The 24,499-nt window shown below is 29.4% G+C and carries 24 protein-coding genes; 5 read left to right on the forward strand and 19 right to left on the reverse strand.

What is annotated here, in order from left to right; genetic code table 11:
• Positions 1-102 precede the first annotated feature (102 nt).
• A complete protein-coding gene (locus tag H8S20_RS09970) occupies positions 103-735 on the reverse strand; it encodes a GntR family transcriptional regulator (RefSeq protein WP_366456006.1) in 633 nt (210 codons plus the stop codon).
• A gap of 310 nt (positions 736-1,045) precedes the next feature.
• On the opposite strand from H8S20_RS09970, the gene H8S20_RS09975 reads away from it, so the two are divergent.
• Positions 1,046-1,696, forward strand: coding sequence for a glycosyltransferase (locus H8S20_RS09975; protein ID WP_186860017.1), 651 nt, complete (start codon positions 1,046-1,048; stop codon positions 1,694-1,696).
• 103 nt (positions 1,697-1,799) lie between these two features.
• Here H8S20_RS09975 and H8S20_RS09980 read toward each other — a convergent pair whose 3' ends face one another.
• The 6 genes from H8S20_RS09980 to H8S20_RS10005 all read right to left on the reverse strand — a co-directional run bounded on the left by H8S20_RS09980 (position 1,800) and on the right by H8S20_RS10005 (position 8,537).
• On the reverse strand, positions 1,800-2,879 hold the full coding sequence (locus H8S20_RS09980) for a M42 family metallopeptidase (RefSeq protein WP_186860018.1): 1,080 nt from the start codon (positions 2,877-2,879) through the stop codon (positions 1,800-1,802).
• Positions 2,880-3,005: 126 nt separating this feature from the next.
• The gene (locus H8S20_RS09985) at positions 3,006-3,659 is read right to left on the reverse strand and encodes an MgtC/SapB family protein (RefSeq protein ID WP_436231596.1); all 654 of its coding nucleotides are present in this window, start codon (positions 3,657-3,659) and stop codon (positions 3,006-3,008) included.
• A gap of 100 nt (positions 3,660-3,759) precedes the next feature.
• The gene (locus tag H8S20_RS09990; protein WP_081921672.1) at positions 3,760-4,644 is read right to left on the reverse strand and encodes a glycerophosphodiester phosphodiesterase family protein; all 885 of its coding nucleotides are present in this window, start codon (positions 4,642-4,644) and stop codon (positions 3,760-3,762) included.
• A gap of 9 nt (positions 4,645-4,653) precedes the next feature.
• Positions 4,654-6,369 (reverse strand): ABC transporter permease, encoded by a 1,716-nt coding sequence (locus tag H8S20_RS09995; protein WP_032117430.1) that lies wholly within the window; start codon positions 6,367-6,369, stop codon positions 4,654-4,656.
• Positions 6,370-6,379: 10 nt separating this feature from the next.
• Entirely contained in the window at positions 6,380-7,393 is a 1,014-nt protein-coding gene (locus H8S20_RS10000; protein ID WP_032117429.1) for an ABC transporter ATP-binding protein, read from the reverse strand.
• A gap of 64 nt (positions 7,394-7,457) precedes the next feature.
• Positions 7,458-8,537, reverse strand: coding sequence for an extracellular solute-binding protein (locus H8S20_RS10005; protein WP_032117428.1), 1,080 nt, complete (start codon positions 8,535-8,537; stop codon positions 7,458-7,460).
• Between the two features lie 396 nt (positions 8,538-8,933).
• Between H8S20_RS10005 and H8S20_RS10010 the strand changes: the two genes are divergently transcribed.
• The gene (locus tag H8S20_RS10010) at positions 8,934-11,126 is read left to right on the forward strand and encodes an extracellular solute-binding protein (protein ID WP_186860019.1); all 2,193 of its coding nucleotides are present in this window, start codon (positions 8,934-8,936) and stop codon (positions 11,124-11,126) included.
• Positions 11,127-11,248: 122 nt separating this feature from the next.
• On the opposite strand, the gene H8S20_RS10015 is transcribed toward H8S20_RS10010, so the two are convergent.
• The 5 genes from H8S20_RS10015 to H8S20_RS10035 form a co-directional block, all read right to left on the reverse strand.
• A complete protein-coding gene (locus H8S20_RS10015) occupies positions 11,249-11,692 on the reverse strand; it encodes a hypothetical protein (protein WP_186860020.1) in 444 nt (147 codons plus the stop codon).
• Positions 11,693-11,781: 89 nt separating this feature from the next.
• Complete coding sequence (locus tag H8S20_RS10020) at positions 11,782-12,663, reverse strand: pirin family protein (RefSeq protein WP_032117426.1); 882 nt, start codon at positions 12,661-12,663, stop codon at positions 11,782-11,784.
• Between the two features lie 126 nt (positions 12,664-12,789).
• Positions 12,790-13,239, reverse strand: coding sequence for a MarR family winged helix-turn-helix transcriptional regulator (locus H8S20_RS10025; protein ID WP_032117425.1), 450 nt, complete (start codon positions 13,237-13,239; stop codon positions 12,790-12,792).
• Positions 13,240-13,375: 136 nt separating this feature from the next.
• Positions 13,376-14,812, reverse strand: a complete 1,437-nt coding sequence (locus H8S20_RS10030; RefSeq protein ID WP_032117424.1) for an FAD-dependent oxidoreductase — start codon at positions 14,810-14,812, stop codon at positions 13,376-13,378.
• Between the two features lie 185 nt (positions 14,813-14,997).
• A complete protein-coding gene (locus H8S20_RS10035; RefSeq protein ID WP_186860021.1) occupies positions 14,998-15,999 on the reverse strand; it encodes an NADH:flavin oxidoreductase in 1,002 nt (333 codons plus the stop codon).
• 256 nt (positions 16,000-16,255) lie between these two features.
• On the opposite strand from H8S20_RS10035, the gene rbr reads away from it, so the two are divergent.
• Positions 16,256-16,852, forward strand: coding sequence for a rubrerythrin (gene rbr, locus H8S20_RS10040; protein ID WP_186860022.1), 597 nt, complete (start codon positions 16,256-16,258; stop codon positions 16,850-16,852).
• A gap of 52 nt (positions 16,853-16,904) precedes the next feature.
• Here the strand turns inward: rbr and H8S20_RS10045 are convergent, their stop codons facing one another.
• The 6 genes from H8S20_RS10045 to H8S20_RS10070 form a co-directional block, all read right to left on the reverse strand.
• Positions 16,905-17,111: a hypothetical protein gene (locus tag H8S20_RS10045; protein ID WP_186860023.1), complete on the reverse strand. Its 207-nt coding sequence runs from the start codon at positions 17,109-17,111 to the stop codon at positions 16,905-16,907.
• A 131-nt stretch (positions 17,112-17,242) separates the two neighbouring features.
• Positions 17,243-18,538 (reverse strand): MFS transporter, encoded by a 1,296-nt coding sequence (locus H8S20_RS10050; protein ID WP_186860024.1) that lies wholly within the window; start codon positions 18,536-18,538, stop codon positions 17,243-17,245.
• A complete protein-coding gene (locus H8S20_RS10055) occupies positions 18,528-19,328 on the reverse strand; it encodes an ABC transporter ATP-binding protein (protein WP_186860025.1) in 801 nt (266 codons plus the stop codon). Before H8S20_RS10055 ends, H8S20_RS10050 begins: the two co-directional genes overlap by 11 nt.
• 2 nt (positions 19,329-19,330) lie before the next feature.
• Positions 19,331-20,338 (reverse strand): FecCD family ABC transporter permease, encoded by a 1,008-nt coding sequence (locus tag H8S20_RS10060; protein ID WP_032117413.1) that lies wholly within the window; start codon positions 20,336-20,338, stop codon positions 19,331-19,333.
• Positions 20,338-21,330, reverse strand: coding sequence for a FecCD family ABC transporter permease (locus tag H8S20_RS10065; RefSeq protein WP_186860026.1), 993 nt, complete (start codon positions 21,328-21,330; stop codon positions 20,338-20,340). Before H8S20_RS10065 ends, H8S20_RS10060 begins: the two co-directional genes overlap by 1 nt.
• Positions 21,317-22,267 carry an iron-hydroxamate ABC transporter substrate-binding protein gene (locus tag H8S20_RS10070; RefSeq protein ID WP_032117411.1) on the reverse strand — a complete coding sequence of 317 codons (951 nt, stop codon included), beginning with the start codon at positions 22,265-22,267 and terminating at the stop codon, positions 21,317-21,319. Before H8S20_RS10070 ends, H8S20_RS10065 begins: the two co-directional genes overlap by 14 nt.
• A gap of 282 nt (positions 22,268-22,549) precedes the next feature.
• Here H8S20_RS10070 and H8S20_RS10075 point away from each other — a divergent pair, with 282 nt between their 5' ends.
• On the forward strand, positions 22,550-23,554 hold the full coding sequence (locus H8S20_RS10075) for a helix-turn-helix domain-containing protein (RefSeq protein ID WP_186860027.1): 1,005 nt from the start codon (positions 22,550-22,552) through the stop codon (positions 23,552-23,554).
• A 47-nt stretch (positions 23,555-23,601) separates the two neighbouring features.
• On the opposite strand, the gene H8S20_RS10080 is transcribed toward H8S20_RS10075, so the two are convergent.
• A complete protein-coding gene (locus tag H8S20_RS10080; protein ID WP_032117409.1) occupies positions 23,602-23,757 on the reverse strand; it encodes a zinc-ribbon domain-containing protein in 156 nt (51 codons plus the stop codon).
• 220 nt (positions 23,758-23,977) lie between these two features.
• Between H8S20_RS10080 and H8S20_RS10085 the strand changes: the two genes are divergently transcribed.
• Positions 23,978-24,496 (forward strand): NUDIX domain-containing protein, encoded by a 519-nt coding sequence (locus H8S20_RS10085; RefSeq protein ID WP_186860028.1) that lies wholly within the window; start codon positions 23,978-23,980, stop codon positions 24,494-24,496.
• Positions 24,497-24,499: the final 3 nt, after the last annotated feature.

Raw genomic sequence — 24,499 nt, forward strand, 5'->3', positions numbered from 1 at the left:
TCTCCTCCTCTTAACCAAAGTAACAACTTTATTATACACCAAAGTTGTTACTTAGTCAAATATTGGAAAAGGTGCTCAAATTTATTCTTGAGCACCTTCAGTTTATTCCTCAGTTAATGGATATAAAAAATCTTTAACTTGCTTTGAATTATCATCTTGAGATAAAAAATATAAAATATCATTTTCTAATAATATGGCATATGGTCCTGGAGATTTTATCATCATGTCATTTCTTTGTATAGCTAATACAGTTGCTCCAGTATTTTGCCAAAATTGAATTTCAGAAATAGTCTTATTTAAATATATACATTTTGAAGTAATTCTTACTTCAAAAGGCATAAACGGATTCATTGATCTAAAATGCTCTGACGCAATAATCAAATCAGATAAGTGCCTATTTAATGTATCCATTTCCTTCTGTTGTCTATCTATACTATCCAATATATTTTCTTTTATAGTATCAATAGTTTTACGTTTGCTATGCTGCTTAATAAAGTTAACTGCATTTTTATGTGATTTTATGGTTACTCCACTTCCCTTTTCTGATGAAACTATATTTAAATCACACAAAACAGAAATTGCGCGTCTTGCGGTTTCTGGTGAAACTCCATATTGTCCTGCTATATTAGAACGTGCATATATCTTTTCTCCAATTCTATATTCTTCACTAGCAATCCTAGTAGCAATTTCAATTGCAATTTGCTGATATCTTGGGGTAGAAATTTTATTCTTCATTTTCTCTTCCATTCTTATTTTCCCTTTTTTATAATTTTATCTATCTAATAAACTAGTATAAAATATATATTCCTACAAAACAATATATCTTTAACCTTTTATTACCTTATTAAAATAGAATAAATAATTTTTAGATTTATAATTATTTGTTACTATAAGCATTACTCTTTACTTATGAAGTAAGTGAATGCTATATTATCATATTTATACATAATCTCTAGTTAAGTAAAATATATATTAATTATGTATACTTCTATACGACTTGAAAAAAACTAAGGTTGAAATTTAATTATTAAAGGAGTATATATTAATGAAAAAAATTTTAAGAAACATATTCTTTTCACTGTTTTTATTATCCTTAATCTTATCACCAACTAAGGTTCAAGCCTTAGCGGATAGGGAATCCAAAGATATGCCTTATAACAAAGCTACATGTGATTTAAGAATGGCAGAAAGGAGACTTTGGATAGACCATGTTTTATGGACTAGAAGTTTTATTGTAAGCGATCTAGCTTCACTTGAAGATAAAGGTGATGTACTAGAAAGACTTCTTAGAAACCAAGATGATATCGGCAATTCAATTAAACCTTACTACGGCGAAGACGCAGGAAATAAACTTGCCAAACTATTGAGAGAGCATATAGAACTTGCTGGTCAAGTTGTTGATTCTGCTAAGAGCGGAAATAAAGCTGATTTAGAGAAATATAACAAATTATGGTATAATAATGCTGACCAAATAGCTGATTTTTTAAGTTCTGCTAATCCTAACTATTCAAATGAAACTTTAAAAGATATGCTACATAAACATTTAGATTTTGTTACAGCTCAAGCCGTAGCTAGATTAAATAAAGATTGGAAAGCAGATATTAATGCGTTTGATAAAGGTGAAGACCATATGATTATGTTTGCGGATATAATCGTTGATGGCATAATTAAACAATTTCCGCAAAAATTCAAGTAATTAAATATTAAAGCATTTATAATTAACTCTTTAATTCCAATACTTATAAATCAAATAAACTTAAAAGCTATACTTAAATTAATAAGTATAGCTTTTATATTAATTACTTTCTCATAATCTTATTAATTAACTGTTCATTTAAATTCTTAATAACTTCTACAGCTAAAGATACTGCTGCTTCTATATCATCTTTTGCACAGTAATTATAATGACTATGTACATATCTTGATGGAATTCCTAACACTAAACAAGGAACTGCCTTATTTCCTAAGCTTATCTTTGCTGCATCAGTAGAACCTCCACGTCTTACTGCATTTTGATATCTTATAGAATTATTATCAGCAAGTTCTTCTGCAAATCTTATAAATAAAGGATTGCCTATATATCCTTGGTCTAAATTTCTAATTTGAGCACCGTTCTTTAAAGTCCCTTGAGATATATTTTTTGAGTAATATAAATCATCTGCTGGTGAACCTTCAAAAACAATGGCCAAGTCTGGATTAACAACATTAGTTGTTATTTGAGCTCCACGAATTCCAACCTCTTCTTGAGCTGCAAATGCACCAACTACATTCACCTCTAAATCTGTTACTTTTGCTAAAGCTCTTAAAGTTTCAATAATGCAGAAACAGCCTACTCTGTTATCAAAAGCCTTTCCAAAACATATACCTGTTTTCTCATTAAAATCAAACTCTACATTTGGTGCAACTGGGTCTCCAACCTTAATTTTAAATATATCTATAACTTCTTCCCTACTGCTTACTCCGACATCAATAAAAATATCCTCAATCTCAAGAGAACTACTAGCTTTTTCTGCTGCACTCATAAAATGCGAGGGCTTAGATGTTGTAATTCCTCTTATTAATTCACCATCTCTATTTTTTATATAAACAGTATGTGCAGGAATAGTAGTATTATGCCATCCTCCAAGCTTTACTATACTTAATAATCCATTATCATTTATTGCTTGTACCATAAATCCAACTTCATCAGTATGAGCATCTAACATTACTGTTATCTTTTTATTCCCATTACTTTTTAATCTTGCAAAAACATTATTCATAGCATCGTTTTCTACTATCATATCCTTACAATGCTTCTTTATAACTTCTACTACATCATCTTCAAAACCTGATGGTCCAAATGCATCAGATAATTCTTTTAGCACTTCTAAATTAACCATAAAGTATCCTCCCAAACTTAACTTTTTCCCCTTAAGAATTTACTTTTCATCATTTCTTTAATTATATATTGCATATTTACATCAGTCTATAAATTTATTCAACTTAAGCTTCATGTAAAACTAATTTTAAATTTCCTCTATACTACAAACACCTTCTGATTTACCTAGTAATTCTATAATATCTATATACTCAGTTTTTTCAAGCAATTTTAATGTAAATATTCCACCTACTATAGGCTCATTTAACTCATTAGATTTTATTAACTCTAAATCTATTACTTTCATATTATGATATTTTACATACTCTAAAAAAACACTTAAGTTACTTATACTAGCAAATTCTATATATACTATAACTTCCTTTGCCAAAGATGTAATCCTATCATCAACACCATGTAATAATGCCATAGCTACAAAAATCATAATACATCCTATTATTGCTCCTGAATAAAATCCAACACCTATAGTAAGGCCAATACATGCAGATGCCCACAATCCTGCTGCTGTAGTTAGACCTGTGACTCTATTTCTACCAGTAACTATAATTGTGCCTGCACCTAGAAAACCTATTCCACTTATTACTTGCGCTCCCATTCTTGAGGGGTCTCCAGTCGAATACATTTCAGATATATATTGATTAGTAATCATAACCATAGCAGATGCAACACAAACTAGCATATATGTTCTAAAGCCTGCAGGCCTATTTTTTTTACCTCTTTCAACACCTAAAATCCCCCCACAAATTAAGGCCAATAATAGTCTAAAAAATGTAGATATCATATTTAGTTCATATAGCTTTTCCATAATCTTCTCCTCTCATATAAAATAAAAATTCCAAACTGATATAATATCATCAATTTGGAATTTTACCTTAGTATTATTATTTATTAAAATATTTATCTCTATATTCCTTTAAAAGACTAGGCCAATCTGTTTGAATTATATCAATTTTCTTTTCAAATAATTTTCCCCATCCATTTTCAGGTCCTTCGATAACAGAAATATTATCATCTAATTTGCCATATAGTACAATTTCTTTATCTAATGTTATTGCATTAACCCAAAGAAATAACCCTTTACTCTTTAAGCGATCTAGTACATCATCATTAAACAAATCACATTCTGTATCTTTTGCAATAATTTCTAACCCTACAAGATTTATATTCTCGTAGCTTAATACCTCTTCTATTTCTTCTAAAGAGTATACTATCGGCATATACATATATTTTTTTTCGTTCTTTTCTAAGAACTCTAAGATTTCTTTTTTAACAGGTGATTTAAACAATGCTTGCCCAATTGCATAATCATATTTATTTAAAGCCTCAAATACCTCGGGGAATATATCCCATGCTCTATCTATATTGTAAAGTTCACCTTTATTAAACTCTTTAACAACATCTTCAAAACGTTCTACTTTAAATTCACTTGGCGCCCCAATACTATTATAATAAAATAAACTATCTATTTTTTCTGAAGACATAGTTTTTATGTTATCTTCTTCTTTTAGATTTCTACGCTCAGTTCCATCATGGAATGTATATAAAATACCATCAGTAGATTTAATTACATCCATCTCAAACATATCTCCACCAAGTCTTAATGAATTATGATATGCAGGAATTGTATTTTCTATTATATTCCCACCTGGACTTCCTCTATGAACAGCTATTAAAACTTTTTTCTCATTAATTTTTTTATTTAATAAAGAATTTATATCTCTATATTTTTCTTTTCCAACCATAAAACAATTATTATTACAGCTCATCGTCTTCTCCTATAATCCCTTAATTTTGTCATTCTTTCTTCCATATACTAAATACAATATTATTGATGATATTATCATTATTATTACTGAGTAAACAAATGTCATCGTAACATTGTCAGCAACAGTTTGCGCATCAGTTAATCCCTTTATAAATACTCCTAATGGTTGAAATAATGGATGATATAGGAATACTGATAAATCGTAATCATTTAATAATGAATTAAAATTTAAAGCAAATACTGCTAAAACTGATGGAATAATTATTGGTAATATAACCCTAAAGAATGTATACATACTACTTGCTCCTAGATTTTTAGATGCATCTTCTAATGTATCATCTATACTAAAGAAAGCAGCTTTTGTCATTCTTAATGTAAATGGAATTTTAACTATTATATACGCTATTAACATAATTATTAAAGTTCCCGTTAACACCTTATTTCCTATAAACCATCTTGGCCTATCAAAAGTTGTAATAAGGCCTATAGCTATTAATGTACTTGGTAATAACCAAGGAATTAATAATGAATATTCTAATGCTGATGACCACTTATTTTTAACTTTATGAATTATCCTACAAGCAGCGACAGTAATAACTACAACTCCAATAGATGCAATTAATGCGTATACTATACTTACTAAGAAAGGCTTAATTGCACTTGCATTAGTAAATAAACTTTGATAATTCTTTAAAGTAAAACTATCTAACGATATAACTCCTGTTGCTATACTCTTTGCATCTGTAAATGAAAATATTATTATTAAAACTACCGGTACCACGTATATTAAAAACAGAGCATATGCATATATATGAGCTAATATATTAGCAAATTTATTATTAATTTTTTGTCTGACAATAGTTGTCTTAACCTTAGATACAGACATATAGTTTCCTTTTTTCTCAATTCTAGTCATAACTGCAAGTAATATCATCGTAGCTATTCCTAAAAAGATAGATAATAGCGAAGCTAAATCTCTAGAGCCAATACTCTTCGAGAAAGTAAGTATCATCGGTGTAATAGTTTGGAAACTCTCTCCACCTACTATTAACGGAGCAGATGTAGCCCCTAATCCAGTAATAAATATTAATATACTAACTGCAAAAATTGATGGTAATAATACTGGTAAAACAACTTTTCTTAATATTGTAAAAGTTGATGCTCCCATATTTTTAGCTGCTTCAACTGTTTGAAAGTCAACCTTCCTAATTGCATTAGATAAGAATATTAAATGATTAGATGTACAGGCAAATGTCATAACAAATATTACAGCCCAATATCCAACAAACCAATTAGTATTCATATTAGGAAACATTGAAGCTAATATATTAGTTATATATCCATTGCTTCCATATATAAATTTATATCCTGAAACTAATATAACTCCACCATATATTAATGTAGTCATATATCCTAAACGTAATAACTTTGAACCTTTAATATCAAAGTACTCAGTTATTAATACTAATGAGACCCCTACAATATTAACTGTAATTGTCAATGAAATAGCTAAAATAAAACTGTTTTTCAAACTATTCATAGCTCTTTCTGATTTTAATAATTTTTCCACTGCCTCAAAGGAAAAACTTCCATCAGCAAAAAATGTGGTATAGAGTACATTCAGATTTGGTAATATTAAAAATGAAATAATAAACCAAGCAAATGCACCATACATCAAGTATCTTATAAGCTTTTCTGACGTAAGATTCTTTTTAAACTTTTCCATTTTCTTCACCTCAATATTGCATTATGTCTGCTGGGTTTAAACAAACTTTTACAGTATCTCCAACATTATAAGCAGCTTGTCCAAATTCTTTTTCTATACTCTTAATCACACTATTACCTGCTTTTAAGTAATACTTAATGTATAACCCATAATATTCAAAAGACAATACTTCAGCTGAAATAATTGCATATTTATCACTAACCTTATCTTCAACTATATTAACTCTTTCTAGCCTTATGTAACTTTCTTTATCAGGGTCTAAATGTGCTCCTGTTTCTTTTATAACTTCTTTTACAGTTTCCTTATCTAGATGATTTATATCCCCTATGAAATTACATACAAATTCAGTTTTGGATTCATTATATATTTCTCTTGGAGTCCCTACTTGCTCAATAACCCCTTTATTGAATACTGCTATTCTATCTGATAATGTTAATGCCTCTTCTTGATCATGAGTAACATAAATAGTTGTTATTCCAAATTTCTTTTGTAACTCTTTTAGTTCATTTCTAAGCTGAACTCTAAGTTTAGCATCTAAATTTGATAAAGGCTCATCTAAACATAGAATTCCTGGTTGCAATACGAGAGCTCTAGCTATAGCAACTCTTTGTTGTTGTCCACCTGATAATTCTGATACTTTCTTCATTAACTGTTCATCATTTAAATCAACCTTTTTAGCAATACTTCTTACTCTTTCATCTATTTCCTTTTTAGATAACTTCTTAACCTTTAATCCAAAAGCTATGTTTTCATATACATTTAATGTAGGGAATAAAGCATAGCTTTGGAATACTATCCCTATATTTCTTTTTTCAATAGGAGTGTTTGTTATATCTACATCATTTACACTTACAGTCCCATTTGAAGGCTGAATAAATCCAACTATAGTTCTTAATGTTGTAGTTTTTCCACATCCCGATGGTCCTAAAAATGTAAAGAATTCTCCTTCTTTCACTTCTAAATTAATATTTGATAGTGCTTTAAAATCTCCAAATTTAACTTCAATATTTTTTAAGTTTATCACAAGTTTCCCCCCATTTTATAAGGACTAATAAATTTAAATATATCTATTAGTCCTTAATATTATTCTATTTTAAATATTCAAGCTCTATTTTTTCCATCCATTCATCTATGTTTTCAGTAACAAATGTCCAATCTATATCTTGAACTTTGTAGTTTTCACTTAAGAATTTATTAGCATCGCTAGCTTTGTCCATTGCATTTTCATTAGCAGGCATTGTTGAGAACTCTTCAGCCCATTGACCTTGTATATCAGCAGTTCCAAACCAATTTATAAATTCTTTCGCAGTTTCAACTTTCTTACTTCCCTTAACTATTCCAATTTGTTCTACTACGTAAGGTACTCCAACACTTGGGTTAACCATTCCAGCTTTAACACCATATTGCTCTTCTCTTGAAACAATACCGCTTGACCACATTTGTCCCATTGGAGTTTTTCCTGATGCTAAGTTAGCATAGAAGTCTTCACCTTCTACTGCTCTTGAACCATTTGCAAAGTATGCTTTAATTTGATTCCATCCTTCTTCTGAAATTCCCAGTTCACCATTTGGATCTACATAACGAGTTAATATTCCTGAAAGAACTACCCTTGTTGTTCCTGCTGAAAGCTTTGTAGGAACTTCGTATTTACCATAGTATTCTTCCTTAGTCCATAAATCTATCCAATCTTTTGGAGCCGTTTCTTCGTTGTATAAATCTGAGTTATATATTAATAAAATTGCTTGTTTAACAAGTGAGTGATAGTAACCATCTTTGTCATTTAATCCTTCTGTTATTTCTCCAGCCCAAGTTGGTACAAATTGCTCTAATAAATCATGTTGCTTAAATTTTTCAAATGTCATAGTGTTTAAACCAAATACAATATCTGCTATTGGATTATTTTTTTCAGCTATTAAACGATTTTCTAATTCTCCGCCACCTGCATCTACATATTCAATATTGAATCCTGCTTCTGCTGCTTTTTCCTTTAACCATTCTCCTCTTCCATCTGAAACAGAATTAGAATATATTATTAGCTTGTCCGATTTGCTTGAGTTTGTTTCTACATCACCATCTCCTGATTTTCCGCATCCTGTAAATAACATTCCACCTGCAATAGTAGCTGATAATACTACTGCTAGTCTTCTTAAAATAGATTTTTTTCTCATTTTTGGTCCCCTCCATCATTTACTGATTACATAAATATAATAATCAAATACATTCAGTAATCCTCTCTTGTTATTAATTTTTTACCCATTCAAATATAAATAATAAGCCTATAGATAAATTATCTAAGCTTATTGTTTACGTATACATTATAACATTAAATTGGTACGTGTCAAATGCTTTTTTATTAATTTTATACGTTTTTTATATTTTTTGGTAGTATTTAACCTTAATTTAATCTATTCTTAACCTTAATTTACACTTTTATCCTATTGGTACGTTTCATTTTTAAACTCTATTTTTATGTTTATTGATATTTTTATAGTCTTTTAAGCTAAAATACTATAAAATTAATATATTGATTGTAGGATTTATAATATAATTTGGAGGTACAAATAGTGGTAACAATAAAGGACATAGCGATAGAAGCTGGTGTATCCCATGGGACAGTTTCTAACGTTCTAAACAAAACAGGTAAAGTCAGTTTAGATAAGATTAAATTAGTTGAAGAGGCCGCTAAGAAGCTTGGTTATGTAAGAAATACTCAAGCTCAACAATTGCGACAAGGCTTTAAAAAACTAATAGCAGTCATCATTCCATCTTTAGAATCATCACATTATTCAGAATTTTTCTCTACTCTTAGAAATATTCTTATTGCATATGACTACGAAGTAGATTTATATACAACAAATGATACTCCAGTATTAGAGAAAAATATTTTAGATAAGATTAACTTTTCAAGACTTGATGCTATAGTAACCGTTTCAAGTTTAGGTGATGAAATATCTATTTATAAGCATAATTGTCCAGTAATTTTTATAGATAGAGAACCTTCTAATAAAATAAAAAATTCTTCTTATATATCATTCGACTTTAAATTAGCTGGAAAAGATATCGGTAAATATATAAAAATAAAGAACTTTAAATCTATAGCTTATTTTTCAGGAACAAAAAAATATACTCCTGAAAGATATATATATGATGGCTTAGTCCAATCATTAAAATGTAATGAAAACTATATTCAACACTTTACTTCAGATGATAGATTATCTAAGACTAAAGCCTTTGATATAGTTAGCGGAGATAATAATTTTGATGTAATAATAACATCTAATTTAGATAGAGCTGAATCAGTATTATCAGCATGTAGATTTAGTGAAACTGATAAAACTCCTCACATTATAACCATAGATAATACAAAGATCTTTCCAAATAATCATTTTACGTCTTATGAACTAGATTATAAATCTATGGGGAAAATAGTTGCAGATAATTTAATCGAATATCTTATAAATAAAAAACCTCTACCCAAAAATAAAACTTTAAATAATGATGGTTTCAGATTTAACTTTCCATATTTAAAAGAAAGTAAGTCTAGTAAGAAGTTAAACATGTTAACTGTATTCTCTCCATCATCTGAAGCTTTACAAAAATTGCTTCCAAATTTTAAGAAGGCTACTGGTATTGAAGTTAAACTTAACGTATTATCATTTGGAGATTTATATGATCATATCACGATGGTTGGAGATAATAATTTTTATGATTTGATAAGAATGGATGTTGCATGGATGTCTAAATTAGCATCTTCAATTTATATTCCATTTAAAGATACCGGAAAAGATTTTTCTTCTATCTTTTCAAATATTGTTGATGATACTAAAGCAGATTACTCATACGTGGGAGATACTCAATATGCATTACCTTTTGACCCTAGTACATTAATATTCTTATATAGAAAAGACTTATTTGAAGATGCAATAATAAAAAGAAGTTATTATGAAATGTTCCATGAAAACTTAACTATACCTACAGATTTTGGACAATATAATAAAATCGCTTCTTTCTTTACGAAGTCATTAAATAATGAATCTCCAACTCAATATGGTTCAACATTAACCTTCGGATCATCAGCAGTTGCAGCATGTGACTTTTTACCTAGATTATTAAATAAAACTAATACCCTTTTCGATAAAAATGGACGAATAGTTATAAATACTAAAGAAATTTTAGATGCCTTAAAAAACTATATTGAAACATACAGATACAGCAACAAGCAAGGTAACAATTGGTGGGGAGATTCTATTAAAGAATTTTCAAACGGCTCAACTGCCATGGCTATATCATTTAGCAACCACGCATCTGATGTAATTAATAATAAACATTCAAATATAGTAGGAAACGTAGGTTGTGCATCAATTCCAGGAAATAACCCAATATTAGGTGGTGGTGTTATTGGAATAGCTAAAAATAGCAGTAAAATAGATGAATGTTATGAATTCTTTAGGTGGTTCTATAGCGATGAAATTTCTAATGCTTTTACTTTGCTAGGCGGTCTATCACCTAATAAATCTATATATAATAATTACGATTTATTAGATATTTTTCCTTGGTTATCACAGTCAAAGTCTAACTTCCACTACGGAACTAGAAATATTATTAATGTATATCACCCCAAATTTGATCAAAAGAAATTTGAAAATATACTTGGTAATGCTGTAAGAAGTGCTGTTATCGGTACACATACACCTGAAGAAGCTTTAGAATACGCTCAAAAGCTTTATGATATTGAGTTTATTCCAATTAATATATAATAAAGCAGAGTATCCTTTGTGATACTCTGCTTTATTATATCAGCCTCTTAATAAAATTTACTTCAAAGAAACTAATTCTAAATTGAATCCAACTTAAGTAATACCATAATTTTACAGGATAACTATATTCCAAAGATAGGTTGCTGAAGATCTCTATTATAAATTTCAATAGCTGCTATTAATCCATAAAAACTTCCTATAGTTTTGAATATATTAGCAAGATTTATATCTACATTAGGTTTAAGGGAATGTTCATACCCCCCCCTCATTTTCCGCTCATATAAATGATCATATCTGATAAATCCTATTTGATTATAAATTAATCTAGCAATTAATAAAAGTAATGCGGCTTTTATTGCTGGTATATCTGGGTTAGCTATCTGATCAGCTGTATTATCATACCTACTGTATACTAATTCAATACTTTCTAAAGTGGCTCTATAAGAAAAAATGTCACTTATGATGCATATTACATCAGCACGATGCTGTATATTTAACAAACGTAACTCTTCTTTATCATTTTCATTCATCCTAATATATATATCTTCATAATTACTATTTTTCATTAATTATCCCCTTTGTAATATGCTATTTACTTTATAGTATATTTACAAATAATAAATAGTGAATATTTCACGTTATCATTCTATTATTTTTAGAAAACTTCAGTACCAAATTTACCATTTCTAAAATCTTCATATGCTTCATATATCTCTTCTACTGTATTCATTACAAATGGCCCATGTGATACAACTGGTTCATTTATTGGTTCTCCACTTAAAACAATAAATAACGTATCTTCACTAACTGATTCAACTAAAATCTCTCCGTCCACATTATTAAATAAGATAAAATCCTTTTCTTCACATAATTCATTTTCATTTATTTTAATTTTTCCTTTTAAAACAAGTATCCCTGTATTAAAGTTACTTGGTTCAGTTATAGTAATTGTTGCATTAGCCTTCAAGTTTACATTATAAATATTCATTTTAGTAAAGGTACTAGCCGGTCCTTTTATTCCTTTAAAGTCACCAGCAATAATGCTAACCTCACCTTTACCATCATCAAGCTTTAACATTCCCATATTCTCTCTTAATAAAGCTTGATACTTAGGCTCTGTCATCTTCTTATCTTTAGGAAGGTTAACCCAAAGTTGAATCATATGCAAAGTACCACCATTTTTGCTGAATTCAGTTTCATGATATTCTTTATGCAGTATACCTGATGCAGCAGTCATCCATTGAACATCTCCAGGACCTATAATTCCGTGATTTCCGTTATTATCATGATGCTCAACTTTCCCTTCATAAGCAATTGTTACTGTTTCAAATCCACGATGCGGATGAGCTCCAACGCCTAATCTAGTCGATGATGGATTATAGTAGTGAGGTGCATGATAATCTAATAGTAAAAATGGCGATAAACGCTCCATATCGTTTATTGCTGCTGGTAAGTATTGTGATACCTTAAATCCATCCCCAACCATATGAGATTCTGGTCCCTTAAATATACGTTCTATACTTCTAAAATTTTTCATTAATATTCTTCCCTTCTTCTATACTTATAAATTTTCTTATTAATATTATTTCAATCATTGTTAATTTCATATTATACTTTATTTAATTAATTTTATCACTAATTAGTGATATATATCTAAAAAAATTTATTTTTCTTTATTTTTGAATTTTTTTAATATATTTTTTAAAGTAATCTTTTCTTCATCAGTTAGAACTTCAAAAATACTCTTAATATTGTTGATATGATTAGGTAATATACTTTCTATAATATCTTTTCCTTTTTCAGTTAAGGATATTATACATGATCTCTTATCCTCAGGATCTGGATTCTTTTTTATTAAACCTTCCTTCTCTAAATTTTTTATCACTACTGTTATATTGCCTGATGTAGTTAATATTTTTTCAATTAATTCACAAATTCGCAAGTCTCCCTTATTATATAAAGCTTCTAAAACTCCAAATTGAGCTGGTGTTAATCCAGACTCTTTAACAGTCTCAAGCTCCTTCTTATGAATTGCATGTTCTGCTCTTGTAAAAACAACTAGAGTTGATAAAGTTAATTGATTTTCTTTGATTAATTCCTTTATATCTTCCATGCCTTTAATATATCACTAACTAGTGATAATATCAAATTAATTCCCTTTACTTTTTTATTTTTTACAAGATAAAAGAGCAAGAACTCAATATATTCAATTTATTTAAATATATCCTATCATTGCTCTTCTTTTCTCACTAATCTACTAGGTCTTTAGTAGCAGGCCCTCCTATTAATCGTCCTTCATAATCAAATCTTGATCCATGACATGGACAATCCCATGTTAATTCATCTGCATTCCAATGAAGCTGACATCCTAAATGAGAACATTTTGTTGATACAATAAATTCTTTTCCCTCATTATTTTTGTAAACTCCAACCTTTTCTCCATTATATTCAACAATTCCACCATGCCCATTTTTAATATGTTCTATAGTACTGCTTGGAATAGATATTTTTTGTGCAATAAAGTTCTTAGCTGTTTCACTTATATCTTTGGCAACATTGTTTATTGATGCTGATAAATCAAATCTTCTTGGAGAAAATATTTCTGAAAAATCATTTTCTTTTCCTAAAATCATATCTGATATTATCATTGCTGACACCATAGAACTAGTCATTCCCCATTTATTAAATCCTGTTGTAACATATATATTAGGGGTTTCGTCAGAATATTTGCCTATATAAGGTATTCCATCTATAGTCATACAGTCTTGAGCTGACCAAATATATCTTTCCTTTGAGTTTGGATATAAGTCTTTTGCAACTCTTCTTAATGCATCATAGCTTCCTCCAATCTCATTTTCTCCTGTTCTTTGCTTTATAGCACCTAATAATAGTAAATCCTTATACATCCTAAATGAATATCCATCTTTATCAACATCTATATACATACCATCAATATCATCTACATTTTCTAAAGCAATGACATAAGATCTTTCCTGATGCATCTTTAAAAAATAATATCCCGGTGTATTCATTATTGGATAATGTGTCGCTACAACTATATTATTAGCTGTGATCTCACCTCTATTTGTAATTACTAAATTCTCTTTAATTTCTAATGCTCTAGTATTCTCATAGATAATTAAATCCTTTGAAATATCTTTTAAAAACTTAAGCGGATTAAATTGTGCCTGATTATTAAATTTAATAGCTCCCTTAATCTCAAAAGGAAGATTAGCTTTCTCTACAAACTCTGCATTGATACCAACTTTCCTTGCAGCTTCTATCTCTTTCTTAATACTTTCTATTTCATTTAGGGAGTAGACATATGATGGCTTCTCCTCAAACTCACACTCTATTTTTCTTTCTTTAATAATTTCCTTATATTTTTTTATAGCAAGTTCATTTGCCTTTGCATATTGTTTAGCTTTTTCTTCGCCAAATTCTGATATTAATTTATCGTAAATTAAGTCATGTTGAGATGTTATCTTTGCAGTAGTGTTTTTAGTATTTCCCCCTGCTACTTCAGCTGCATCAATTAAAACTACATCTCTACCATTTTGCTTTAACATATATGCTGTTAATATTCCTGCTATTCCCGCACCAATAATTAAAACATCAGTTTTTATATCTTTTTTTAAAACTTCTCGTCTTCCAAATTCACAGCTTTTAGCCCATACTGATTCCATAAAATCACCTCATTTTAATATTCTATTTCCAAAAGTATCTACACAAACTATGTTCCTCATATTTTCACAAATTTATGCAATCTTTAATAAAATCCTCGAATACATAAACTTATATCTAAATCAGTTTCTATAAATACAAACAAAAAAATAAAGTAGAATCTCTACCTTATTTTTATATTAATAATTTATCTATTAGTTTTTAGAATTTCTATGGCTCTTTTTGCCCATAACGAATCTTTAAATATAGCTCTTCCTACCCCTATAAGGTCAGCTTTACCTGAAGCTAGTAAATTTTCTGCAGCATTAATATCAGTTACTCCACCAGTTAATATTACTGGTATTGATACAACCTTCTTTAGTTCTTCTGTAACCTCATAGAAATATCCTTGTTCATTAAGGCCAGGAATAATATAGCCAAGCATTCCACCTGAAATATCTAATATATCTATTCCTGCCTTTTCGAATTCTGAAGCTGCTATTTTACAATCTTCTATTGAATTCCCACCTTCAGAATAATCACAAGCTCCAAGTCTAAGTAGAACTGGGAAGTCTTCACCTACTGCTTCCTTTACAGCTTTTATAACTTCTAAATGAATTTTAATTCTACCTAATATATTTCCACCATATTCATCATTTCTCTTATTGGTAAGAGGAGAATAAAATTGGTTTAAAAGATATCCATGAGCTGAATGTATCTCTACTCCATCAAATCCCGCTTCCTTTACACGTTTTGCTGCTAATTTAAAACTTTTAATTATTTCTTTAATTTCTTCTTTACTAAGCTCCCTTGGAATTTCTTTTCCTCGTGGATTTATTATAGATGAAGGTCCAACAATATCAAATCCAGTCTTTTCTTTAGTAGTTAAACTACCTGCATGATTTATCTGCATAACAGCCTTTGATCCATTATTGTGAATAGTGTCCGCTAACTTTCTTAACCCTTCTATATTATTCTCATCTGCTATAGATAATTGTCCTTTGTTTGCTCTACCTTCTGATGTAATAAAGCTATGCTCTATAATAATTAATGATATATATCCTCCTTTAGATTTTTCATCGTAATACTCTAATATACCTTCATTAACCTTTCCATCAACATCTGATTTAGCAGTAGCCATAGGTGGAAAAACCAACCTATTACTTAACTTCAACTTACAATCATTTAATTCCTTAAGCAAATATGTCATACTTACTCCCCCTCTTATTAATAATACTTTGAATTTATCAAATGAATATTATTCTTGACTTATATCTAAATAGTAATCTATTCCCAATTACCATATGTTTATTTTATAAATAAATATCCTAAAAATAAAGTATGCACTTTAAAGTAAGATACTTTCTAAAAGGAAAGTATCCTAACTAAGTATAAATATGTACTTTAATGTATAAACTACCTCTATGTGAAATTTTTATTATTAAAATGAAAGGTAGGTAATTTAAATGACTGATTTTAAAACTAGCAGAACAAAAGAAAATTTAATGAGAGCATTTGCTGGAGAAAGCCAAGCAAGAAATAGGTATACTTTTGCTGCTGATGTTGCAAAAAAAGAAGGATACCCAATTTTACATGATTTATTTATATATACAGCTAATCAAGAAAAAGCTCATGCTTGGGAATTTATGAAAAAGCTTAAAGAGTTTTCTGGAGAAGAAATCGAAATAACAGCTACATATCCAGCTGAAGTTGAAACTAGTACTTTAACATTATTGAGAGCTGCTGAAAAACATGAAGCTGCTGAACATGATGAAATCTATAAATCCTTTGCTGAAATAGCTAAAGAAGAAGGTTTCATGGATATCTATACTTTATTTAATAACATTGCTTCAATTGAAAAAACACATTCAGAAAGATTTACTAGGTATGCTGAAAAACTAGCAAATGGTTCATTATTTAAGGATACAAAGAAAGATCAATGGATGTGTACAAATTGCGGATTTATTTATGAAGGTGAAAGCGCTCCTGCTCAATGTCCAGTTTGCTCACATCCACAAGGATATTTTATTAAATTTGACGAAAGCCCATTTGAAGGTAAGTAAAAAAAAGCTCCAAGAAGTCATCAATTTCTTCTTGGAGCTTTTTATTATAAAATTAATTTTTAAGCTGTCTATTTAAGAGAAATATATTCTCTATTTCTTTTCCATTATCATCGTAATATTTCACTTCAACACCTGTTATATAGCCTATTGTATCTCTATCAAGTACGCTTCCTTGTACCTTTAATAATTCTCTTTCATCCATTGGCAAATCTACAACCTTTGTTTCATTATCCCTATTCCATACTATATGTACTTTCATGGTTATCAATCTCCTTAAATCCAAACAAAAATATTATCATCATTTTTCAATACAATATTAGTATGCTTAAATAAGTTTATATATAAAACTATTACTATTAATATTTTATCTAACTGGTGTATTTCTAGAAGTTATGCTAATTCCCTAACATTCCATTTAATAAAGAATATAAGCATAACATTAACTATAGCTGTAATTGCTAATATTAACCCTATTGGTATGCCCATATCTATTACTTGTCCAAATAGTAATTGTCCAGGTGCAACACTTACTGTTGCTACCGCTGTTGAAAATGCTGATACACGCCCAAGCATATCTGCCGGTACTTCTTTTTGTATGAATGTTAATGTAAGAACATTTGATAATGATAAAGATAACATAATAGCCATACCACTAATCGCAAATAGTCCTGCTAAAGCATAATTATTTATTTTAATAAATCCTAATATTGCCATCAATGTAACACCAGCTATCATTGGGAAATATGTATAATGAGCTTTTTTCATAGAGAACATCTTTGGTTTTACACTTATCCAAAGTCCTCCTAATATCATACCTAATACACATATACCTTCTACTATTCCATAAACCTGCGATGGAAGTCCTAACATAATATTTATAAAATACGGTGCAACTATCGATAAAATTGGTACTAAGAATATATTACAAAGCGCATAAGAAGCTATAATTCCTAATACTATTTTCTTTTCTGTCTTTAAATAAATAAAACTGTTTTTCATATCAACAAAAGACTGTCTAATAAAACTAATAGATAATACTTTATCTTCTTTTGTACATGCTATTTCTTTGTTATATACTTTTTTATTATCAATATTAACCTCGTGTTCATCAGCTACTTTCACTACATCAGGAATATCTAAGAACATCTCCATTATTGCTGATAATAAGAAACTTACTGCATTTATTATTACAATTAGCTTTATGCCAACTAATCCATAAAGTATTCCTGCAAGTATAGGCCCTACAAAGTTTACAACTGATCCTACTTGATTTATTATTCCATTTGCTGAAGTTAATTTTTCTTCTTCAACAATTTGTGGAATTGAAGACGTTACTGCTGGTCCATATAGTGTATAGCATATTGATAATAAGAACATAACAGCTCCTACTATAAGCTCACTATCCCTTCCTCTAAGCAGTATAAAAGCATAGCCTCCAATAAGTGCTGAGCAGAATAAATCTAAATAGACCATTATCTTCTTTCTATTCACATTATCTGAAAGCCTTCCTGCTATAGGTGCAAATAATATATACGGTATAGTTGATATCGCTAATATATTTGCAAAGGCAGCTGTACTACCTGTAAATTCTAATAAATATAAGGACATACTAAATCTTTGAATCGCATTCCCAAAAAGAGAAATAATCTGCCCTATTACTATTATTATAAAGTTTTTATTTTTCATTAGTCCCCCTGAAAAGTTCGTATTCAATACATACTGGATATTCACCATTTTCACTTACTTCAAGAGTAGCATCTATCCCATATATTTCTTTTAAATTTTCTTTTGTAATAACCTCTATAGGCTTCCCTTCACAGATAACCTTTCCCTTTTTAAGGCCAATAATATTATCTGCAAACCTACAAGCATTGTTAAGTTCATGAAGAACTATAACTACTGTAATATTTTTTTCTTTATTAAGTTTTTGAAGCACTTCTAATACTTCTAACTGATAAGACATATCTAAATAAGTTGTAGGTTCGTCAAGCATTATAATTTCTGTCTCTTGAGCAAGAGTCATAGCAATCCAAGCCCTTTGTCTTTGCCCACCTGATAAATTTTCAACTTCTCTATCAGCAAATTCACTAAGACCAGTTTCTTTTATTGCCCAGTCAATAATCTCCTTATCATGACTATTAAGTCCACCTATCATTTTTTGATGAGGAAATCTACCAAAAGCAACAAGCTCTCTTACTGTAAGTCCATTTGGACAAACTGGTCCTTGTGGTAGGAATGCAACTTCTTTTGCTATATCCTTTTCCTTTACTTTTTTTATATTCTTATCATTTATGAAGATATCACCGGTCTTAGGCTTATTAATTCTAGCTATAGTTTTAAGTAGCGTAGACTTTCCACAACCATTTGCTCCAATTATTATGCTTATCTTACCCTTAGGTATACTTAAACTCATATTTTCGATTATAGTATTATTTTCATATGATACTGATAAGTTTTTTACACTAATAGCTTCCATAATTATTTCTCCTTCATCATTAAATAAATAAAATATGGTACTCCAAATATAGATACTGTTATTCCAACAGGAATCTCAATTGGAGAGAATAAATTTCTTGAAACTGCATCTGCAAGGAGAATTATTATAACGCTGATTATAGCTGATATTGAAATAAAGTTTTTATGGTAAGGTCCAACTAATTTTTTGGCTATATGAGGCGATATAAGTCCTAAGAACCCAATATTCCCTGCAAAAGCCGTTGCTGTTCCTGCTAAAATAACTGCATAGCTTAAAAACTTCTTTCTTTCCTTCTCTAAATTTAACCCTAAAGATAATGCAACTTCATCTGAAAGATTTAAGACATCTAATTTTTTATAATTTAGTAAAACTAATATAAACATAAATAACACAATAGGAATTATTACTTTTGCATAGCTCCATCCTGAACCCCAAAGGCTTCCTGACGTCCAAACTAATATTTTATTATAATCTCCAACTCCACCTCTAAAAGTAAAGAAGGTTATAAATGCATTAAGTCCTGCATTTAATCCAATTCCTATTAATAAAAGTCTCTTAGGTTTTATCCCATTTCTACTAGATAACATATATATTATAAATGCAGAAACTGCTGCTCCTATTATAGCCATAACTGGTAGTACAAATATTGAAAACTGCCCAAGTTCGCTATAATAATTAGCAGTTTGGAATGTAACAAATAATACTGCAGCCACTGCTGCTCCAGCATTTATACCTATTATTCCTGTATCTGCTAAGTCATTCTTAGTTATAGTCTGAAGAATTGCTCCTGCTGTTGATAACGCAATTGCTACAAAGATCCCAACTAACATTCTAGGTAACCTAATACTTAATACAGCTGTATTTTGAAGCTTAGTTCCATTACCTAAAAGAGTGTTTATAACTTCTATAGGAGATATTTTATATGTACCCCAACATAAAGTAACGCCAAAGGAGATAACTAATAAAGCTATCAATATTATTAAAACTATTTTTAACTTATTCTTTTTCATTATCCCCTCTCCTTTCTAGCTATTGCTATAAAGAATGGTATTCCTATTAATGCTGTGAATACTCCAATAGGAGTTTCATAAGGATTAAATAACATTCTAGCAGCAATATCTGCATAAGTTAAAAGTACTGCACCAAGTAAAAATGAACATGGTATATTTCTTCTATAATCTTCACCTAATATTTTTCTAACTATTTGTGGAACTATAAGTCCAACAAAAGCTATATTTTTACCAACTGCTACTGCTGCCGCACACATTGGTATAATAACCATAAGTGTAGTAAATCTAATCTTTTCTGGACTTTGTCCAAGGCCAATAGCGACATCATCTCCAAGGTTTAATATATTTATCTTTTGAGATAACATCATTGCAATAATAAGTCCAATACTTCCTACAAAAAATACAAGTTTAAAGTCCGCCCAACTTGCATTTCTAAAACCTCCAGATACCCAGAATCCTATCATTTGAGATTGGTTTGATAAAAGTCCAATTACTGTAGTTAAAGAAATAAAAAATGTACTCATGGCCGTACCTGCTAAAAGTATCTTAGCAATTGAATTATTATTTGCCTTTTTTGATATAAATCCTAAAACTATAATTCCTGTTATAAATGCTCCTATAAAAGAAGCTATCATTACATTTGTGGTTGTTATTGCAATTCCTGTTGCATAAAAAATAGCTATTACTAAAGTTGCTCCTTGACTGACACCTAAAATTGATGGTTCAGCTATTGGGTTTCTTGTAACTCCTTGAATCATTGCACCTGTTACCCCTAAAATCCCTCCTGTAAATAATACAGCAAGAGCTCTTGGAATACGTACATCTCTAACAAGCATTTTTTCTAAAGTTTCACTATAATTAAAAATACTGTCAAAAATATCTCTAAAAGTAATATGGACGGATCCTAGCCTTACAGCTAGAACCAGTCCACCTACTAAAAGTAACAAACTGCAAATCACAAAGATTATTGTGCGCTTCTTACTTTGTTCCATTTAACATTTCACCTATTTCATCTACTAATAATTGTCTTCCGATTGAGCTATATCCTTGGTTAAAGTATGGAGATGAGTCTAAAACTACAACATTCCCTTCTTTAACTGCAGGTAAGCTATTCCATATACTATTCGCTTCAAGTTGTGCTAAATCTTCAGGAGTTGCTATTAAGAATATATAATCTGATTTAATAGCTGCTAATCCTTCATAAGTTACAACTGGTAAACTAATATCTGTTTGTTCAGGCATTCCTTCTGGCTTTGCAAGTCCCATATCATTGTATAAAACATCACCAAATCCTGCACCATCAAATATAAAGAATTGACCACCACTTGCTAAGAATGAAAGATAAGTAGTATCATTACCATATTCAGCCTTTATCTTATCACCAGCTTCTTTAGCTTTTGCTTCATAATTTGCTATCCATTCGTTTGCAACATCTTCTTTATTAAATACCTTTGCAAAAGCCCTAACGTCATCTTTCCAATTTAATGCTTCTAATTGAATCATAACTGTTGGCGCAATTTCACTTAGTTGATCATACATTTTTTCTTGAACTGTTGATATAACTATTAAGTCTGGATTTAAGTTCATAACTGCTTCTACATCCATAGTGTCTTGCATGCTGTAACCTAAAATTTCTGCTCCCTTTAATGTCTCTTCTAAGTATGCTGGGAACTTAGTATAATCATAAGCATCACTATTTGCAGTTCCTATAACCTTATATCCTAAAAGTGATAAAATATCACTGTTACCACTTAAATCTACTATTCTTTGAGGATCTGCTGGTATTTCTACTTCTCCTCTTACATCTGTAATCTTTACCGTATTTTCTGATACATTATTAGCTCCATCCTCAGTCTTAGCTCCACATCCTATAAACATTAAAGCTGTAACACAAGAAACTACTAATGTCTTTAATAAGTTCTTTTTCATATTTATACCTCCATGTATACTCTATATCTAACTTTTATATTTCTCTTTCATCTGTTATGATTGTATATGAGACTCATTCTCAATTCAATATATGCACCCAATTTAATAATTTTATCATCTATAATGATAATTATTGGACATAATAAATAAAGCTCTTAAAAATATTATATCCAAATGTAAATAAATAATTTATTATGATATTTATAATAAAAGATATTATAATCACTATTTTTCCACTTATAATATTTAATAATATAAAATTTATAAAATGAGGTATACTCAATGATTTCTAAAACACCTAAAGAATTTCAAAATGCAGTTTTAACTAAAATGACCTTTTCACCTTATCATAATGAAAATTGTACTATATATAAGAATGAAAACAATCCGGAGCTTGGATACTTTATTAAATATAGTAGAGATGGCTATTATGATTTTGGAATTGGTGATTATACAATTCCTTCTGACTTTTCATTATCCTTTAATCATAAAGAAGAATTAATACGCTTTGGAACTGTATATTTGGGAAAAACAGAATTTGAAATTGATGATAGTCCTATTTCTTCCTTTGGCCCTTCCTCATTTTTTGTAGTTGAAAAAGGAATTAAAGGTAAACAATCTTGGAAGAAAGGCCAACATTTCCACGGAGCTGAAATAACAATTTATAAAAAATACTTTGATGAAATAATAAAACCTAACTTTCCAAATACTATAGGTTTTAATGAATTTATTACTAATTATACTTATCACTATCTACCATTAGAAATAGCTTCTATTATTCAAAACTTAAGAAGCTTAGGAGACGTTCAACGTTTAACTCCATTATACTTGGAAAGCAAGATTTTAGAATCTATATCATTAATTAATGATGAAATCAACTCATCACCTGAAAATGCTTTTACTAATCAATTAAATTATGGCGAAATTAAGATAGGAAAAGATAGATATATTACATTAACAGCATCAGATGCTAATGCTATACAAAAGGCACATTATATTTTGACAAAAGAGGCATGTAATCCTCCTACAATCAAAAGCTTAAGTAAGATGGTATTTTTAAATGAACAGAAATTAAAGGCTGGCTTTTCAGCTAAATATCATATGTCTATAAGCCAATATACTAATTCAATACGAATGACAATGGCTGAAAATTTACTTTCTACAACAGAGTTAACCGTTGATGAAATAGCTAAAACACTTGGCTATAATTATAGTGGAAATTTTGTAAAGATGTTTAAAAAAGTTCACGGAAAAACTCCATTAGCTTTTAGAAAAATGAAATTTTAAAATGCAAAAAAGGTTGTAGTAAAAACTACAACCTTTCAAAACAGAAACTATCTTCTGTTGTTTTGTTCTTTCTTTGCTCTTCTGCATGGTAAACATCTTGTTGGTTCGTTAGTGAATCCTTTTTCTTTGTAGAATTCTTGCTCTCCAACTGTGAATACGAATTCAGCTCCGCAATCTCTGCATGTTAATGTCTTATCTGTCATAATTGTTCCTCCTAAATTTAAAGATTCTAAATCGATATAATAATCTCTAATCTATGAGAAACTATCAATCCAAATGAAACTTCTTTAATTAGCATTACTGCTATTTATCTATAATAACACATATTTGTTTTTATTGCAATACTTTTTTGATTTTAATTTCAAGATAATTATACATCAGTTTTGTTATAATATTTTTATTAAGAATTTTTTGGAGGTTACTATGAAATTTTATGAAAAAACAATTAATGAAAAACATATATACACCGGAAACTATCTGGAAATATTAAATGTTTATGTTGAGTTACCGGATGGTAATAAATCTAATAGGGATATAATTAAACATCCTGGTGCTTGTGCTATAATTCCCTTCTTAGATAATGAAACAGTATTACTTGTAGAGCAATTCAGAAAACCCTTAGAAAAAACTATCTTAGAAATTCCTGCTGGGAAACTAGATAAAGATGAAGAACCATTAAAATGTGCTTATAGAGAATTAGAAGAAGAAACTGGTTATAAAGCTGAATCTATGACTTATCTTGGATCTATAGCTACAGCTCCAGGTTTCTGCGACGAAATTATACATTTATACAAAGCTGAAAATTTATCTTTAGGTGCAAAGTGTTGTGATGAAGATGAATTTACTCAAGTTAGATCTTTTTCTTTAGATGAAGTAAAATCAATGGTAAAATCTGGCGACATAATAGATACCAAAACTATAAGTGTTCTTGCATACTTATAATAA

This window comes from Clostridium hominis (assembly GCF_014287825.1).
Classification (GTDB): Bacteria; Bacillota; Clostridia; order Clostridiales; family Clostridiaceae; genus Clostridium; species Clostridium hominis.

Bases quoted from the DNA above. Each gene is read 5' to 3' on its own strand.
- H8S20_RS09970 (WP_366456006.1), bottom strand. From the start codon at position 735: ATGAAGAATAAAATTTCTACCCCAAGATATCAGCAAATTGCAATTGAA.
- H8S20_RS09975 (WP_186860017.1), top strand. From the start codon at position 1,046: ATGAAAAAAATTTTAAGAAACATATTCTTTTCACTGTTTTTATTATCC.
- H8S20_RS09980 (WP_186860018.1), bottom strand. From the start codon at position 2,879: ATGGTTAATTTAGAAGTGCTAAAAGAATTATCTGATGCATTTGGACCA.
- H8S20_RS09985 (WP_436231596.1), bottom strand. From the start codon at position 3,659: ATGATATCTACATTTTTTAGACTATTATTGGCCTTAATTTGTGGGGGG.
- H8S20_RS09990 (WP_081921672.1), bottom strand. From the start codon at position 4,644: ATGAGCTGTAATAATAATTGTTTTATGGTTGGAAAAGAAAAATATAGA.
- H8S20_RS09995 (WP_032117430.1), bottom strand. From the start codon at position 6,369: ATGGAAAAGTTTAAAAAGAATCTTACGTCAGAAAAGCTTATAAGATAC.
- H8S20_RS10005 (WP_032117428.1), bottom strand. From the start codon at position 8,537: ATGAGAAAAAAATCTATTTTAAGAAGACTAGCAGTAGTATTATCAGCT.
- H8S20_RS10015 (WP_186860020.1), bottom strand. From the start codon at position 11,692: ATGAAAAATAGTAATTATGAAGATATATATATTAGGATGAATGAAAAT.
- H8S20_RS10020 (WP_032117426.1), bottom strand. From the start codon at position 12,663: ATGAAAAATTTTAGAAGTATAGAACGTATATTTAAGGGACCAGAATCT.
- H8S20_RS10025 (WP_032117425.1), bottom strand. From the start codon at position 13,239: ATGGAAGATATAAAGGAATTAATCAAAGAAAATCAATTAACTTTATCA.
- H8S20_RS10030 (WP_032117424.1), bottom strand. From the start codon at position 14,812: ATGGAATCAGTATGGGCTAAAAGCTGTGAATTTGGAAGACGAGAAGTT.
- H8S20_RS10035 (WP_186860021.1), bottom strand. From the start codon at position 15,999: ATGACATATTTGCTTAAGGAATTAAATGATTGTAAGTTGAAGTTAAGT.
- rbr (WP_186860022.1), top strand. From the start codon at position 16,256: ATGACTGATTTTAAAACTAGCAGAACAAAAGAAAATTTAATGAGAGCA.
- H8S20_RS10045 (WP_186860023.1), bottom strand. From the start codon at position 17,111: ATGAAAGTACATATAGTATGGAATAGGGATAATGAAACAAAGGTTGTA.
- H8S20_RS10050 (WP_186860024.1), bottom strand. From the start codon at position 18,538: ATGAAAAATAAAAACTTTATAATAATAGTAATAGGGCAGATTATTTCT.
- H8S20_RS10055 (WP_186860025.1), bottom strand. From the start codon at position 19,328: ATGGAAGCTATTAGTGTAAAAAACTTATCAGTATCATATGAAAATAAT.
- H8S20_RS10060 (WP_032117413.1), bottom strand. From the start codon at position 20,338: ATGAAAAAGAATAAGTTAAAAATAGTTTTAATAATATTGATAGCTTTA.
- H8S20_RS10065 (WP_186860026.1), bottom strand. From the start codon at position 21,330: ATGGAACAAAGTAAGAAGCGCACAATAATCTTTGTGATTTGCAGTTTG.
- H8S20_RS10070 (WP_032117411.1), bottom strand. From the start codon at position 22,267: ATGAAAAAGAACTTATTAAAGACATTAGTAGTTTCTTGTGTTACAGCT.
- H8S20_RS10075 (WP_186860027.1), top strand. From the start codon at position 22,550: ATGATTTCTAAAACACCTAAAGAATTTCAAAATGCAGTTTTAACTAAA.
- H8S20_RS10080 (WP_032117409.1), bottom strand. From the start codon at position 23,757: ATGACAGATAAGACATTAACATGCAGAGATTGCGGAGCTGAATTCGTA.
- H8S20_RS10085 (WP_186860028.1), top strand. From the start codon at position 23,978: ATGAAATTTTATGAAAAAACAATTAATGAAAAACATATATACACCGGA.